Source organism: Desulfosporomusa polytropa (assembly GCF_055380075.1).
Genome location: NZ_AP042400.1, coordinates 3407883 through 3422905, shown reverse-complemented (window position 1 = coordinate 3422905; position 15023 = coordinate 3407883). Strand labels below are relative to the sequence as shown.

Here is a 15023-nt window from a genome sequence, read left to right as displayed (position 1 = left end):
CATGACAGGTCAGGGAAATCATATGATGTATATGGAAGGTATGGAAGCCATTAATTCAGACATGATGGAAAAAGTCACGGCTTTGGTGGAAAGATATGATTATCAGCAATATACAGTCGAAGATGTGAAGCGAGCGTTACAGAAAGACCGACTTTCTATTGATGATTATAGAGCGGTTCTGTCGCCGGCGGCGACAGAATGCCTGGAGGAAATGGCGACAAAAGCCACTGCAGAGACCCGGAAACACTTTGGTAACTCGATCCAGATGTTTACACCGCTTTATATTGCCAACTATTGTGAAAATCATTGTGTTTACTGTGGTTTTAACTGCCACAATCGCATTAACCGGGCTAAGCTTTCATTGGAGGAAATCGAAGAAGAGTTAAAAACGATAGCTGCAACAGGACTGCAGGAAATTTTGCTGCTTACGGGTGAATCTCGTCATCAGTCTGGGGTTGAATATATTGGGGAGGCCGTCAAATGTGCGGCGAAATATTTCTCAACAGTAGGGATCGAGATTTACCCCTTAAATAGCGATGAATATACATACCTGCATGAATGTGGGACCGACTTTGTTTGCGTTTATCAGGAGACATATAATCCGGATAAGTATGAGCAGGTGCATTTGCGTGGACCAAAACGAATTTATCCGTATCGCTTTCATGCCCAGGAGCGAGCTCTACTGGGAGGTATGCGAGGTGTAGCTTTTGGTGCCCTGCTAGGATTGGACGACTTTCGGAAGGATGCCTTTGCCGTTGGGTTGCATGCCTATTTTATTCAGCAGAAATATCCCCATGCGGAAATTTCCTTCTCAACTCCCCGGTTACGGCCTTATATCAACAATGCTAAGAACAACGCCAATGACGTACATGAACGTCAACTATTGCAGGTCATGCTAGCTTATCGTCTGTTCATGCCTTTTGCGGGAATTACGATTTCCACCCGGGAGCGGGCTGGGTTTCGCGATCATGTCATCGGTATGACAGCTACCAAAATTTCCTCCGGGGTTAGCGTTGGTGTCGGGGGACATAAAGAGGAAGAAAAGGGGGATGAGCAATTTGAGATTGCCGATCCGCGCAGTGTCGAACAAGTTCATCAGATGATTCTCGGTAGAGGACTTCAGCCGGTATATACCGACTATGTGAGAGTGTAGAGCCAGTATGTTGATTTGTGTGACTCACCGCAAGCTTTGCCAAGAGAATTTTCTGCAACGAATTCACCAATTGGCTCAGGCAAGGCCTTATGCGGTGATGCTGCGAGAAAAAGATCTTGATTTGGCGGCATATGAGTGCCTGGCCTGGAAAGTAAAAGAAATCTGTGACCGTTATGGGGTGCTATTGATCCTCCACCAAAACAGTACGGTTGCCGAAAAAATGAAGCTTACCCATCTGCAATTGTCGCTGCCGGCTTTGCGGGCCTATCAAAAAGGCGAACATTCCCAGCTTGTTGGCGCATCTGTCCACTCGGTCGCCGAGGCTGAGGAAGCTCAGGCTTTGGGGGCTGCTTACGTTGTTGCCGGACACATTTACGCCACAGACTGCAAAATAGGGGCCCCGCCTAGAGGCTTGGTTTTTTTGCGACAAATCTGTCAGGCGGTTTCCTTGCCGGTTTTTGCCATTGGTGGAATTACCAGGAGCAACGTGAAGGAGACATTGGAAAGTGGTGCGAAGGGTTCCTGTGTTATGTCAGAAGCCATGATCTGTAAGGACCCAGCAGCACTGGTACAAGGGTTTGCAAAGGAGAAACTGTTATACCAGCAAGTTTTGGATTAACCCCATATCTTGCAAACAGCAAAAGAACCAGTAATATCTCAGTACCAGAGATATTACTGGTTCTTTGTGCGTAGCGCCCTTTGTTAAGACGTGTGTTAGTTGGAAAGTAAAAAATCGCTAGTGCGACAGTGGCGTTGTCCTTAAAGGATGGATAAATATATGTATACAATGTAATATTCAAAAGCGGGAAGGGGATTTTTTACAATTGTCGAATAGCAAAGCAATTATCAGGAATATTTTTGAATTAAGGAGAGAAAACCATGTTTGCGAAAGATACAATATATATTGCCGGGAGTGCCAAAACACAGCATAACAATGCAATTACAATTCAGTTCGGACAATTTTTTATCGGATTTGTTATTAATAGACAAACTGGTAATATTATAGCATGTGATGCTTCAGCTACTCTTAGTGTAACAAATGAATTTATTCGCAGCTTACTTGTCGGTAAAAACATTCAAGCTGATACAGATATCATCAGGCAAGAAATTGAAGACCGTTATTTCGGTTCATCACAGAAAGCAATTTTGGTTGCTTATAAAGATGCGCAAAAACAATTTATCAATATTCAGCAAGGGGCGCATGCAAAAAACGTTATGTAACTAATACCTAATACTTGTAAGAAACTTTGACCTTCTTAAAGGAATTTCCAAATTTGCATCGAATAAACAAATATTCGCATATATAGTTTTGCTGCTTTATTCACATGTATGTTTTGCTTATAAACAGACATAGACGTAAATAAAACCCAGCAAAATGAGCCTTTCTAGAGGAAGGTTCATTTTGCTGGGTTTTTATGCTATGTGGGATAGGCGGGTGAATTATTTGAAAAATGTTAATTCGCAGCGTTTGGTAGATCAATTTCTTGAACTAATTAAGATATCAAGCTTTTAAAAAGCTTATAATAAAAAGGAGGCAATTTTATGAAAAGAAACCTGCTCGAAAAGAAAGTATTTTTGTCAATCTTGGTATGCTTTGGAATGCTCTGTATGTATGCACTTGCACTTCCCAATTTGGCAAGTGCCGCCCCTATTTCCGACAAATGGCTGAGTGAACAAGTCAAGAATTTTTCGACACAAAAGGAAGCACAATATGCTATCTATGTAAGGCCACTCAATCTGAAAGGTCAGGATGTAGTTCTGAATTCCCATAAAATGGCTTCTGCGAGCTTGATTAAAATCCCCATTATGATTGAAGCCTTTAACCAAAAAAATCAGGGAAAACTGAATTTCAACGAACGGTTTACTATCCGTCATTCAGAAACAGTAGAGGGCGGCTCTGTCTATAACCTTCCTGACGGAACCATACTTACTATCGGTCAATTGGTTGAACTTATGATTGTGCAAAGCGATAATAGTGCCTGTAATATTCTAATTGACAAATTGAAGATGGAAAATGTCAATGCTATGATTAAAAAACTGGGTTGTTCTAGTGATACGATTTTACAAAGAAAAATGATGGACTTTGAAGCTGCTAAACAGGGTCGTCAAAATTATACTAACGTAACAGACATGGCTAATATATTAGAAAAGTTGTATAACCGTAAATGCCTAGACCCGAAAAGTGACAAAGCTATGCTTGAAATTTTGAAAAGACAGGAAGACAACACCATTATTCCTGCTCAATTGCCTCACCATATCCAAGTCGCCCATAAAACCGGCGAACTGGATGGGATGAATTATGACTGTGGCATCATCTATGGCCAAAGCCATAACTATATTCTTTGCATGATGGCTGAAAACGTAAAAGATGAGCCTCAGGTATTCTATGATATGTCCGCAATGTCGCTGGCCATTTATGATCAAATTGGCCGGTAATAGGTAAGCTGCTTTTTCTGTAATAAAAAAGACTTAACTCCGGATTATGGGAGTTAAGTCTTTTTTTAGTCTTTGCGATATACTGCTATTCTATCACTTCTGAGAAATGAATTACAGTAACCATATCATCAATATGGATTTGTCTTTCATAGATATCCTCAAAGATGCGAATAAGTTCTTCGACAGAGTTAATCTCTGGATTTTGATGATTCAATTCAGCTGTTGTCAGATCACTGTACTTTTTTGTGAGTACTTTGTCAATGACGGCTTGAAACAATCTTTTTTTCTGGCCATATCTTTTGCCGAAGGTAACCCAGACAATTGAATTTTCTGGATAAATATTCCTGATATCGCCTGGGCGAATCGTAGTGGTTTTCATGCGTGATAGTAATAATTGTTTGTTATGCTCTGAGATAAAATTAAGTGCAAACATCGTAATCCCTCCATTATTGGTATTTGATAAAGCATAAACGTACAGGGCGGTGTTGCATAAAGCTAGAATTACCTTTTAGATATTGTTTCTGCATGTGTGTACAAAATCCTGCAATGCGCTGCTGGTTAAATAGATAAATCAGTAGTACATTGTATTTCTTGATTTTACAAAAATTGCATTGTTACAAAATATTCATACCAAAAACTGCATAGAATGCAATTTTTGGTATGCGTTCCACCCATAGAAAGCTGGCGAGTGCCCTATTGGTTTCCAACTTTGCTAGGAAAGTACAATTAGATTTGCAAATAGCGTGATGTTGGCACGCTATTTGCATTTATATAGGATAAAGATCTAAAAAGAGGAGGGAGGCAATATGACTAAGTTGTATTGCTAAGGCAAGGCACTATAGCAAAATTCGAGGTCATAGGCTAAAAAACGTAAAGCAAGGCGGGATGATAATGCATATTTTACTAGTTGATGATGATGCTGGTTCGCTTCTGGGTATGAAAATAGCTTTAGAAATCCTAGGGCACACCTGCGATACCTATACCGACCCGCTGCAAGCTATCAGGGACTGTATTGGCCTAGGTTATATATATAAATATGATGCGGTGATAACAGATATTCACATGCCGGCCATTGACGGTATAAAGTTAGCAGGGTTGCTGCAATTCTTGGTTCCAGAACTAAAGGTGGTTATTATATCAGGTTTTGTTAATGACGCTATTCGACAACATGCAAAGCATCATGGGTTTAGTACATTGCTGCCTAAACCTGTGAGCATTCAAGAATTATCAGCATCATTGCAATAAACGGCTGCTGAGGCTGATCAATTGAGTATAATCAGACAGTAAAATTGAGAGGAGCTAATAAAAAAGATGAAAATTAAAAGTATTCAAACCCGGTTGCTAATTATTTTATTACCACTAATTATAGTAGTGTTAGTGGCATTATCGGGGGTTAGTTATTATCTATCAACACAGTATCTAACTAAAAGCGTTGATGAAACAGCTATTGCCGTGGGAACTGACTATGCTAATCGTGTTCAAGGCGATATAGAAGTCATGCTGGCCCATCTTGAGGATTTGGCTAGTATTCAGCGCATCAGAGCAGGTGCTGATAAGACACAGATTGTCACTGCTATGGCGGAGGCTCAGCAACGGCTTGGCAAATTTGATGCCATAGTTTTTGTCAGCCCTGACGGAGCCGGCATTACCAACATGGGAACATCGGCGGCGTATGGTGACCGTGATTATTTTAAGAAAGTCATTGCTTCCAAGAAGCCTGTTGTTTCCGATCCGCTGGTTTCTAAGTCGACAGGAAAATTGGCGGTTGTATTGGCCGTACCTGTCATGAACAATGGGCAGTTAACAGGAGCACTTGTAGGAACGTTTTCTGTAGAAAGATTAGATAAAATGATTAGTGAACTAAAATTTTTAGATACTGGCTATGGCCATATTTCTGATGACTCCGGTAACCTTATAGCTCATGCCCGACATCCTGAATTTGTAAATAAGCTGAATCTGGGCGAGAAAAAAGTAAATCCTGAGCTTACTAAGCAGCCTGCCGAGCTGGATGAGCGTTTGATCAATTTGTTTAAGACGGCGGCGCAAGCGGGAAAACAGTCGCGTGATGTATATACCGCGATTGATGGTGTGACGAATGTTGCTGTAGCTACACCAATCAACCTGCCAGGTAACCGCTGGGTCATGATGGTCGAGGCGCCAGAAGCCGAGGCTACTAGAGTACTGGGCAACTTGGCGCGAACCATGCTGGGTATTGCGGTAATCTGTTTATTGCTTGCTACTGGGGCCATTGTAGTTATTGCTAAAAGAGTCGCCAAACCAATCTCGCAATTGCGTGATGAATGCATGCTATTGGCCCAAGGTGATTTACGGGAAGGTGAAGCGCGCAGTTTTTCTGAAGATGAAATTGGCCAACTGGGATCAGGTTTCCAGGAAATGAGACGAAATTTGCGGGAGCTTACTTCCAACATGCTTTCTCAATCTGAGCAAGTAGCGGCTTCCAGTGAAGAACTGACTGCTAGTGCCGAACAGTCAGCTCAGGCAGCCAACCAGGTGGCGATATCCATTACGGAGGTGGCCCAGGGTACAAATAATCAAATCCAGGCTGTGGAGCAAACCATGGCGGTAGTTGAACAAATATCGGCAGCTATCGAACAGACCGCAGCCACATCCAATGAGGTTGCCGCTATGGCTGTCGAAACAATAGAGGCAGTGAAGGGTGGGCAACAAGCAGTAAATAAAGCTGTTTTGCAGATGGACAATGTGGGTAAGGGATCGGCTGCGCTCCAGGTAACCGTGGACAAGCTGGCCGATAGCTCGAAACAAATTGGACAAATTGTTAGTGTTATCAGTGGTATTGCTGCCCAGACCAACCTGTTAGCGCTTAATGCCGCTATTGAGGCGGCCCGTGCTGGCGAGGCGGGACGGGGGTTTGCCGTAGTTGCCGACGAAGTCAGGAAACTGGCCGAACAATCGGCAACAGCCGCTAAAGAAATTACCGATTTGGTTACCGATAATACTAACAACATTGATAGTGCAGTTACTGTCATGAATTCCAGCACAGAGAATATTAAGGTAGGGATCGAAGTAGTAACAGGTGCGGGACAGGCATTTGAAGATATTTCCCAGCAAATTCATGTGATGGCCGAGCAGGTAAAAGAAATTTCGGCAGCTACTCAGGAAGTCGCTGTTGGCAGTCAGCGTATTGTGGAAGCTATGAAAAATATTGAAGAAACGTCTAAAGATTCAGCCGCTCAGGCGGAGACTGTATCTGCGGCAACTGAGGAACAATCAGCTTCCATGGAAGAGATTGCCTCTTCCAGCCAGGGAATGGCTAGGTTGGCGGCAGATATGCAGCAAGCGGTGAGTGCCTTCAAAATCTAAGCTATATAATATTTTAAAGAATTTTGCAGGTAAGTGGATAAGTTGAGAATCTCATCAAAACACGTAAATGAGTTTGTTGAGAGAAGATGGCCGCAGTCCTTAGACATGAGGGCTGCGGTTTTATGTGACGGCAGTAGTGATTACTAGAATTAATAAAACCTAAAAATTCGCGCTGGAACGGGTTTTAGGTCTAAAAGTAGGTTGTTTTTAAAGAATATTCGACAAATGCGTGGTTTTTTGCTATTATTAATGTCATAGAAAAAAATAGGATGCAGAAAATAGTAATTGCTGAAAGTTATGCTCCTAAATAAGGAGCTGGAACGCTACCTCCACTACATTCTGCTGCTTTGTCTTTATAAATCCGTTAGTCGGATTATGAGTGGCAGGGCGGCTTATTTGCGGTTGGTGTTTTTGTAGCATATATATCATCAAGAGACTACCCCCGTTTTAGAATATCATATAGAAATAGGAGCCTTACAAAATGGAAATATCCACACCCTATTACCTTATCGATGAGAAAAAGTTGCTGCGCAACCTAAAGATCATTGAGCAGGTGCGTCAGCTTTCGGGAGCTAAGTCGGTACTAGCATTAAAGTGCTTTTCCACTTGGAGTGTATTTGACCTGATGTGTCAATATATGGATGGCACTACATCAAGCTCGCTGTTTGAAGCACGATTGGGATTTGAAAAATTTGGAAAAGAAACCCATGCGTATTGTGTGGGCTATTCGGCAGAGGATATTCAGGCTGTCACCAAATTTGCCGACAAAATTATTTTTAACTCGGTTTCCCAATTGGATAGATATTACGACAGTGTTAAGTCTGTCAAACTTGGTTTGCGGGTGAATCCGGGAATCAGTTACTCACATTTTGATCTAGCTGATCCAGCGCGTAAGCATTCGCGGTTAGGCGTAGTGGACAAGGCTGAGTTGGCCAAACAATTACCACGCTTGAGCGGGTTGCTATTTCATTATAATTGTGAAAATGATGATTTGGATACGTTTTGCCAGCAACTGGATACAATTGGTGAATGCTATGGGGATATGCTCAAACAGTTGCAATGGGTAAGTCTTGGTGGTGGTTTATATTTCACCAAAGAAGGCTATCCAGTTGAGAAGTTTAGTCAAAAACTGGCAGAATTTGCGCGCCAATTTGATGTTCAGATATATTTGGAGCCAGGGGAAAGCGCTATTACCGGCTGTGCCGAATTGGTTACTAGCGTCGTTGACGTGGTGCATAATGATATTGATATTGCCATTGTTGATGCTTCGGTAGAGGGGCATATGCTGGATTTATTGATATATCGGTTATCAGCCAAAATTGATTCAGGTGTTGAGGGGAATCATAATTATATGGTTGCTGGGCGGTCTTGTCTGGCCGGTGATGTATTTGGTACCTTCCAATTTGATAGTAAGTTGGAAATCGGCAGCGAAATCAGGTTTGCCGATGCCGCTGGCTATACCATGGTAAAAAAGAATTGGTTTAATGGGCTGCAGATGCCAGCAATTGCTGTGCGCAAGCTGGATGGTACTGTAGAGGTTATTCGCGAATTTAGCTATACAGATTTTCTAAATAGCGTGTCTTAATTCAAATTTACGAGTAGAGGAGAAAGAAATGAGAAAAAACGTTCTAATTGTCGGTGCTGGTGGCGTGGGTCATGTAGTTGCCCATAAATGTGCGATGAACAATGATGTATTGGGTGATATTTGCATCGCTTCGCGTACCCAGCAAAAATGTGAGGCTATTATTGAAAGCGTATTACGTAAAAAGCATTTGAAGGATACAACGAAAAAGTTGTACTCACGTTCGGTGGACGCGATGGATACGCCGGCCCTCATTGAATTAATTAAAGATACTCAGTCGGAAATTGTTATTAATGTCGGTCAGGCTTATGTCAACATGTCAGTTTTGGAGGCGTGCATCGAAACTGGCGTTGCATATATGGATACCGCTATTCATGAAGATCCTGCCAAGGTTTGTGAAAATCCGCCTTGGTATGGGAATTATGAATGGAAACGTAAGGACCGGTGTACGGAAAACGGCATTACTGCAATTTTAGGTATTGGTTTTGATCCTGGAGTTGTTAATGCCTGGTGTGCGTTGGCTCAAAAGGACTATTTTGATACTATTAATACCATTGATATTCTGGATGTAAATGCGGGCAGCCATGGTAAGTTTTTTGCCACCAACTTTGATCCGGAGATCAACTTCCGGGAATTTAGAAAAGTATGGACCTGGATTGATCGCAAGTGGGTGCTGCAAAAGGTGCATTCGATAAAAGTGGATTATGATTTTCCTGTTGTGGGAAGTTGCCCGGTGTATTTGACAGGCCATGATGAAATCCATTCTCTTTCTAAGAATATTGATGCTGATTCCATTCGCTTTTGGATGGGTTTTGGTGAGCATTATTTGAATGTGTTTTCGGTTTTAACCAATCTTGGTTTGACCTCGGAAAAACCGCTCAAGATAGCTGAAGGTATGGAGATTGCACCGCTTAAAGTATTGAAAGCTCTGTTGCCTGACCCAGCCTCCCTGGCTCCTACCTATGTTGGTAAAACCTGTATTGGTAATTTTATTAAGGGAACCAAAGACAATAAGCCACGCGAAATCTTTATCTACAACATTTGCGATCATGCTGAGTGCTATCAGGAAGTGGAATCGCAGGCTATCAGCTATACAGCAGGAGTTCCCCCTGTGGCGGCAGCTATCTTGATTGCTCGTGGTGACTGGGATGTAAAACAGATGGTGAATGTAGAAGAACTAGACCCCAGACCATTTATCGAACTGCTGGATAAGATGGGCTTGCCGACAGAAGTTATTGATAAGCCAGCAATCTTTGAGTCACCGGTTATTGAAGCCTTAGAGTCTGTTTGATAATAAGCGAAAACCTCCTGTGGATACCTAGTGGGTATGGCAGGAGGTTTTTTTAGATAAATGGAGACTTAATTCAGACGGCGTTTTGACGCCGCCTGAATTCTAGTCGAAATTATCCAGGGACTTAACCGCTCTTTTACTCACCGCTTGTAGAAGCGGGAGTATTAGAGCGGGTTAGTCATCGGATAAATCGAACCTGTTTTTGTAATAGCTTCTCAAATTCAGCAGGAGGCAAGGGCCGGGAAAAAATATATCCCTGTATTTGATCGCAATTATGTTTTTGTAAAAACTCCAATTGTTCCTGCTTTTCGACACCCTCGGCTACAATCATCATGTGTAGGCTTTTGGCCATGCTGATAATTGCGTGGGCAATGTTGGCGTCTTTTGAATGCTGGCCAATTTCATCCACGAAGGATTTATCTATTTTTAAACAGTCAATATCAAAGCGTTTCAAATAGCCTAAGGAAGAATAGCCTGTTCCAAAATCATCAATTGATATGTGGATGCCCAGACTTTTTATATCTGCAAATGTCTTTAGTGTTGATGCCGCTTTGTTCATAAAGGCTCCTTCGGTAATCTCAAGTTCTAACCAACAAGCGGCAAGTTCTGTTTCTTCAAGGTTCTTTTGGATTTGAAGCAGCAAATCTTTCTGGTTAAATTGGTTGGGAGAGAGGTTGACGGAAACCCGTAATGGTGGATAACCGTTTAATTGCCACTGTTTGTTTTGCCTACAGGCAGTCCGCAAGACCCACTCTCCTAACGGAAGAATAAGTCCGGTTTCTTCAGCAATTGGAATAAATTCAGCAGGCGAAATGAAACCGCCGTTATAGGGCAGCCGCAGCAGTGCCTCCATTCCCACCATTTGACCAGAACGAATGTCAACTCGTGGCTGATAATAAACTTGAAAGCCTTCTTTTTCGATGGTTTGATGAATAATGTTTTCAAGTTCCATTCGACGAAGAATTTTCTGCTGCATTTGATTTGTGTAGTATTGAAAACTATTATTGCCGCGTTGTTTGGCATCATACATAGCCGTGTCGGCGGCACGTAAAATGGAATCTATATCTTTTCCATCTTGTGGATATAGACTAATTCCGATGCTGCAGGTAATATAAAAGGAGTTACCTTTGACGGAAAAGGGCTGCTCAAACACACCGATGACTTGCTCCGCAAGCGTAGAAACCTGCCGTTCATTGATGAAATTATGACATAATAGGATAAATTCATCTCCACCTAAGCGGGCTAAGGTGTCTATGTCAGGCAAACACGCAGTCATCCGTTCGGCAACGGCAGTTAATAGCTGGTCACCGACATGATGCCCCAAGGTATCATTGATATATTGAAAACGATCCAAATCAATAAATAAGAGTGCCAGGTGTGGTGGTGTTTTTTCTGAAAAGAGTTTATTTAGCCGTTCTATAAAATACCGGCGATTAGGCAGGCCAGTTAGCGCATCCTGATAGGCAACTTCTAAAAGCTCCTCATTTACGGTAATAATTTCCTGTACGTAAGCTTTTAAGGTGTTGGACATGTGGTAAAAACTACGGGATAGCCGACCTAGTTCATCTGTGGTATCTATTGGGACATAGTCACTTAACGCATTCACATTTCCTGAGGCAACCTGCTCAACCTGACGTACTATCTCATTAATCGGGTGTGTAATCATTTTCGTAAACCGTATTCCTCCAAGAATGGCTATAAGACCAAAAACAATGGAAAGAAGTAAAATGCCAGTAGAAAATCGGTTTGCTAATTGTTGTCCATCTTTGTTTTGTTTGTCGGCTGATAACTGGTTTTGGGTCATCATTTGCCAGAGGGTACGATCTATGTGTTCAGAATAGCCTTTGACATTTTCTTCGTAATAGTTGGCGGCCATAGTAAAATCCCCGGTATCGATCAGTCGCAGGACAGTACTCAGGCCATTTTGATAAATATAGCTTTGTGTCAATAGTTGATCAACGGAAGCCTGCTCTTGTGCATCTGGGGAATTATCATGTAATCCCACAAGCAGCTGGTCAAATTCTTCTAGGTTTTGTATAACGGCAGCTTTACTATAGCTGCGTTCTATGCTATCAGTCTTATTTGTAATGAGATGCAGCATAGTTAACTCTATATTTTTGCTGAGAACTCGGGCGTGTCCCAGCATTTCCAAGGAAACGACCCGTTTATTATACATACTCTCCATATTGAGAGAGAGTTCTTTAATAGCGGCAAATCCGGAAAAACCTACTACGCCAAGGAAAAAAGACATAACAAGAATGACAAAAAATATTTTATAGGACATTCGAATATCTAAGTATCTCATAAGCGTCAAATCCTTCTATATACAATGTGTTAAAGGTTTTTGCAGGTAGGTGGTGTGTTGGCAATGCATATCACCTACCTGCAAACTTCTTTACTGCTGTGAATAGTTATATTTAAAAAATCAAAGGAGGAATCGCCCTTGCGATTCCTCTTTGAGCCCAAACTTTTGCATTATTAGTCGTTGTCGTCGCCACCAAGGAAGCTTCCCAGACCACCAAGCACAGTTCCACCTAAAACTGTCTTGCCGAGCACGCTGCCCTCTTCTTTTGATCCGCCTTGGTTTGGCGCCGCAGCCAGCATTCGGCCAGCTAAGCGGGAGAAGGGCAATGATTGTAGCCAGATCTTTCCTGGGCCACTCAAGACTGCAAAGAATAGGCCCTCTCCGCCAAATAGAGCGGTTTTAACATTGCCGGCTCGTTGTATTTCAAATTGGACACTAGGTTCAAAGGCCACCACGCAGCCAGTGTCAACATGCAGGACCTCACCAGGCTGGAGCTGTCGTTCCACAATGGTTCCGCCGGCATGCATAAAGGCTAAACCATCACCTTCGAGTTTTTGCATAATAAAGCCCTCGCCGCCAAACAGGCCTGTCATGATTTTGCGTTGCAGGTAAATGCCAACAGAGACGCCTTTGGCTGCACATAAAAAGCTGTCTTTTTGACAGATGATTGTGCCGCCGATTTGTGGCAGGTGAATAGGAATTATATTCCCAGGATAAGGTGCCCCAAAGGCAGCCTTTGCTTTGCTGGGGCCGTTATTGGTAAATACTGTCATAAACAAGCTTTCGCCGGTAATCAGGCGCTTACCGGCACCGACTAGTTTGTCGAAGAAGCCGCCCTGTCTGCTTTTGCTTGAACCATCGCCCAATATGGTATCCATATCGACGATGCTATCTTTGTACATCATGGCTCCCGCTTCGGCAATTACACTCTCACCAGGATCAAGTTCTACTTCGACAAACTGCATTTCTGTGCCAAAAATTTTGTATTCAATCTCATCAGCATTTCCACTCATCGTACTATCACCTCACTATTTTTTGTAAAAAAAAATAACATCATAATTTTGAAAATTAATGTACTATTCCTTAACCAGATAAAAAAATCCTGCCACTTTGTTAAGCTGGCAGGTTTTTTTCTAACTTTCAAAGGCTAATTGCGCCTCTTTTCGGTAGACCATTCCTTGAAACACCGCTATCAGCGTGTGGTTGTCATCATAAATATTTACAAGATAATGACCTAATTTATGATTTAATGAGGTTTCTCGAGCTTCGGCAAATAAGGTTCCTGCACTGACGGCCTTCATGTACGAGATATTGCCGTTCACCCCCATTGCAATACGACCATGAGAATTCGAAGCTACGGCAAGGGCAAAATCGGCTAGAGTAAAAATAGCACCGCCATGCACTGTTTTGACACCATTCAAGTGGTAGTCCTGTATTGCCATTTTTACCCGGGCATAGCCTTTATCAGCTTCCAATAACTCAAGACCCGTATGCTTGGCAAATTGATCGTTAGTAGAAAAAAACTGTTTGATTTTTTCCATTGCAGATACCTCCGGCAATAATTATTATTTTAATTGTAAAGTATCCAGCAACTAGAGAGTCAATAATTTTTTACTACAGGGATTTGTATTTCGGTAAAATGCTTGTTCTGATCACCTGTGATGTATTGATTAATGATTGTTCGTTCAATCGAGTCGCCAGCAATGACATAGCCGCCTTTGGCAATAAAGTGTAGTAACTTCTCGTAATACTTTGCCGAATTACTATGATTTCCGTGATAGCAGATACAGGCATAATGACCATCGCGCAAATACTTTACCTGCGAGGGTTCTTCCATAGAGTCATCCCACAAAATAAACACCGAATTGTATTCAGCAAACTTTTGGTTAACGAGGTTGTCTTGCGCAACAGTCAGCCCTACTTTGCCAATAAATAAGTTCGGTTTAGTATTGGTGTCCTGGACTAGTTTGCTTAATGCTATTTCCCACTCCTGCTCAGAATAAAGTTGCTCATGAAGACTTAGTATCGCGCGCGACGGAAACCTTTTTAAATAGGGCTGTCCTGTTTTTACAGTTATACAAAGTTCAATTTCTTCAATTCGTTTGCAAAATTGGGTTTTGACTGTTTCAAGCCTGTTAATGGCTGCTTCGGTAATTGCTCTTTGTTTTTTTAATAGATCAAGAAAACTGCTAATGTCACGTATTGTTAAATGGTTTTTTATTTCTTTGAGCGGCAGTCCCAAAAATTTCAGATAAGTAATGGTGTTTAGTTGTTCAAATTGCTCAATGGAGTAATAGCGGTATTTACTGCTGTCATCGACCTCGGTAGGTTTAAATAAACCGATATCATCATAATACCGCAGGGTTTTAACTGGTACATTATGCAATTTAGACATTTCACCAATACTAAAGCGATTTTTCATAGTAAATACTCCGTTTTTCAATCCATATACAACATGTTTTAAAGTCGAACGCTACTACTTTTTAGGTAGTTTCTATATGGTAAAGATTATGTCCTGCTGGAGCTTATATAGAGAATATAGTAAAATTTTGTAGAATGGCAGAAGGTGCGTTTGCAAGTAATGGTCAATTTTGTAAAAGAAATAGTATGTAAGCGGAGGTTGCAAATTTCAAAAAACAGTAGTATAGGGGATTGACGATGACAGAAAAGTTTGTTAAAATATGAACATAGTTAAATATTGGATTTGTACTACTGACGGCTAAGTGGAGTTTACCACATGGAGTACAGATTCTTGAAAATGTCGACCGTCTGGGCAACGATACACATAAATGTGTAAGTGTATGCTCAGATGGTCTTTTATTATGCTATATATTCTGCAGTAAAGAAGTTTGCAGGTAGGTGATGCAAAAGTCGTTACACATTGTATATAGAGGATGCTGTAATTTTTATATTT

At 41.7% G+C, this 15023-nt stretch carries 13 protein-coding genes and 1 riboswitch; of the genes, 8 read left to right on the top strand and 5 right to left on the bottom strand.

The genetic code is table 11. The annotated features are described in order from the left end of the window. The first annotated feature begins 1 nt into the window (after nucleotide 1). From thiH to ACZ449_RS17765, 4 genes are all read left to right on the top strand, one after another. Nucleotides 2–1153: a 2-iminoacetate synthase ThiH gene (gene thiH, locus ACZ449_RS17780; protein ID WP_464257398.1), complete on the top strand. Its 1152-nt coding sequence runs from the start codon at nucleotides 2–4 to the stop codon at nucleotides 1151–1153. Between the two features lie 7 nt (nucleotides 1154–1160). Beyond that, a complete protein-coding gene (locus ACZ449_RS17775; protein ID WP_464257397.1) occupies nucleotides 1161–1772 on the top strand; it encodes a thiamine phosphate synthase in 612 nt (203 codons plus the stop codon). Between the two features lie 260 nt (nucleotides 1773–2032). Continuing rightward, nucleotides 2033–2374: a DUF3870 domain-containing protein gene (locus tag ACZ449_RS17770; RefSeq protein ID WP_464257396.1), complete on the top strand. Its 342-nt coding sequence runs from the start codon at nucleotides 2033–2035 to the stop codon at nucleotides 2372–2374. Nucleotides 2375–2695: 321 nt separating this feature from the next. Next, nucleotides 2696–3589, top strand: coding sequence for a serine hydrolase (locus ACZ449_RS17765; RefSeq protein ID WP_464257395.1), 894 nt, complete (start codon nucleotides 2696–2698; stop codon nucleotides 3587–3589). Nucleotides 3590–3674: 85 nt separating this feature from the next. On the opposite strand, the gene ACZ449_RS17760 is transcribed toward ACZ449_RS17765, so the two are convergent. Further along, entirely contained in the window at nucleotides 3675–4022 is a 348-nt protein-coding gene (locus ACZ449_RS17760) for an ASCH domain-containing protein (protein WP_464257394.1), read from the bottom strand. 458 nt (nucleotides 4023–4480) lie between these two features. On the opposite strand from ACZ449_RS17760, the gene ACZ449_RS17755 reads away from it, so the two are divergent. The 4 genes from ACZ449_RS17755 (at nucleotide 4481) to ACZ449_RS17740 (ending at nucleotide 9804) form a co-directional block, all read left to right on the top strand. Beyond that, nucleotides 4481–4834, top strand: a complete 354-nt coding sequence (locus tag ACZ449_RS17755; RefSeq protein ID WP_464257393.1) for a response regulator — start codon at nucleotides 4481–4483, stop codon at nucleotides 4832–4834. 66 nt (nucleotides 4835–4900) lie between these two features. Then, nucleotides 4901–6931, top strand: coding sequence for a methyl-accepting chemotaxis protein (locus ACZ449_RS17750; RefSeq protein ID WP_464257392.1), 2031 nt, complete (start codon nucleotides 4901–4903; stop codon nucleotides 6929–6931). 481 nt (nucleotides 6932–7412) lie between these two features. Then, nucleotides 7413–8516 carry a carboxynorspermidine decarboxylase gene (nspC, locus tag ACZ449_RS17745; RefSeq protein WP_464257391.1) on the top strand — a complete coding sequence of 368 codons (1104 nt, stop codon included), beginning with the start codon at nucleotides 7413–7415 and terminating at the stop codon, nucleotides 8514–8516. 28 nt (nucleotides 8517–8544) lie between these two features. Further along, nucleotides 8545–9804: a saccharopine dehydrogenase family protein gene (locus ACZ449_RS17740; RefSeq protein WP_464257390.1), complete on the top strand. Its 1260-nt coding sequence runs from the start codon at nucleotides 8545–8547 to the stop codon at nucleotides 9802–9804. Nucleotides 9805–9982: 178 nt separating this feature from the next. Here ACZ449_RS17740 and ACZ449_RS17735 read toward each other — a convergent pair whose 3' ends face one another. The 4 genes from ACZ449_RS17735 to ACZ449_RS17720 all read right to left on the bottom strand — a co-directional run bounded on the left by ACZ449_RS17735 (nucleotide 9983) and on the right by ACZ449_RS17720 (nucleotide 14531). Continuing rightward, nucleotides 9983–12109: an EAL domain-containing protein gene (locus ACZ449_RS17735; RefSeq protein WP_464257389.1), complete on the bottom strand. Its 2127-nt coding sequence runs from the start codon at nucleotides 12107–12109 to the stop codon at nucleotides 9983–9985. 173 nt (nucleotides 12110–12282) lie between these two features. Beyond that, complete coding sequence (locus tag ACZ449_RS17730) at nucleotides 12283–13122, bottom strand: TIGR00266 family protein (protein WP_464257388.1); 840 nt, start codon at nucleotides 13120–13122, stop codon at nucleotides 12283–12285. A gap of 120 nt (nucleotides 13123–13242) precedes the next feature. Further along, complete coding sequence (locus ACZ449_RS17725) at nucleotides 13243–13650, bottom strand: PaaI family thioesterase (protein ID WP_464257387.1); 408 nt, start codon at nucleotides 13648–13650, stop codon at nucleotides 13243–13245. Nucleotides 13651–13709: 59 nt separating this feature from the next. Next, the gene (locus ACZ449_RS17720; RefSeq protein ID WP_464257386.1) at nucleotides 13710–14531 is read right to left on the bottom strand and encodes a MerR family transcriptional regulator; all 822 of its coding nucleotides are present in this window, start codon (nucleotides 14529–14531) and stop codon (nucleotides 13710–13712) included. 276 nt (nucleotides 14532–14807) lie between these two features. After that, a riboswitch (ZMP/ZTP riboswitch) is annotated at nucleotides 14808–14891 on the top strand. Nucleotides 14892–15023 lie beyond the last annotated feature (132 nt).

Bases quoted from the DNA above. Each gene is read 5' to 3' on its own strand.
- ACZ449_RS17750 (WP_464257392.1), top strand. From the start codon at position 4,901: ATGAAAATTAAAAGTATTCAAACCCGGTTGCTAATTATTTTATTACCA.
- thiH (WP_464257398.1), top strand. From the start codon at position 2: ATGACAGGTCAGGGAAATCATATGATGTATATGGAAGGTATGGAAGCC.
- ACZ449_RS17735 (WP_464257389.1), bottom strand. From the start codon at position 12,109: ATGAGATACTTAGATATTCGAATGTCCTATAAAATATTTTTTGTCATT.
- nspC (WP_464257391.1), top strand. From the start codon at position 7,413: ATGGAAATATCCACACCCTATTACCTTATCGATGAGAAAAAGTTGCTG.
- ACZ449_RS17765 (WP_464257395.1), top strand. From the start codon at position 2,696: ATGAAAAGAAACCTGCTCGAAAAGAAAGTATTTTTGTCAATCTTGGTA.
- ACZ449_RS17730 (WP_464257388.1), bottom strand. From the start codon at position 13,122: ATGAGTGGAAATGCTGATGAGATTGAATACAAAATTTTTGGCACAGAA.
- ACZ449_RS17770 (WP_464257396.1), top strand. From the start codon at position 2,033: ATGTTTGCGAAAGATACAATATATATTGCCGGGAGTGCCAAAACACAG.
- ACZ449_RS17740 (WP_464257390.1), top strand. From the start codon at position 8,545: ATGAGAAAAAACGTTCTAATTGTCGGTGCTGGTGGCGTGGGTCATGTA.
- ACZ449_RS17775 (WP_464257397.1), top strand. From the start codon at position 1,161: ATGTTGATTTGTGTGACTCACCGCAAGCTTTGCCAAGAGAATTTTCTG.
- ACZ449_RS17725 (WP_464257387.1), bottom strand. From the start codon at position 13,650: ATGGAAAAAATCAAACAGTTTTTTTCTACTAACGATCAATTTGCCAAG.
- ACZ449_RS17755 (WP_464257393.1), top strand. From the start codon at position 4,481: ATGCATATTTTACTAGTTGATGATGATGCTGGTTCGCTTCTGGGTATG.
- ACZ449_RS17760 (WP_464257394.1), bottom strand. From the start codon at position 4,022: ATGTTTGCACTTAATTTTATCTCAGAGCATAACAAACAATTATTACTA.
- ACZ449_RS17720 (WP_464257386.1), bottom strand. From the start codon at position 14,531: ATGAAAAATCGCTTTAGTATTGGTGAAATGTCTAAATTGCATAATGTA.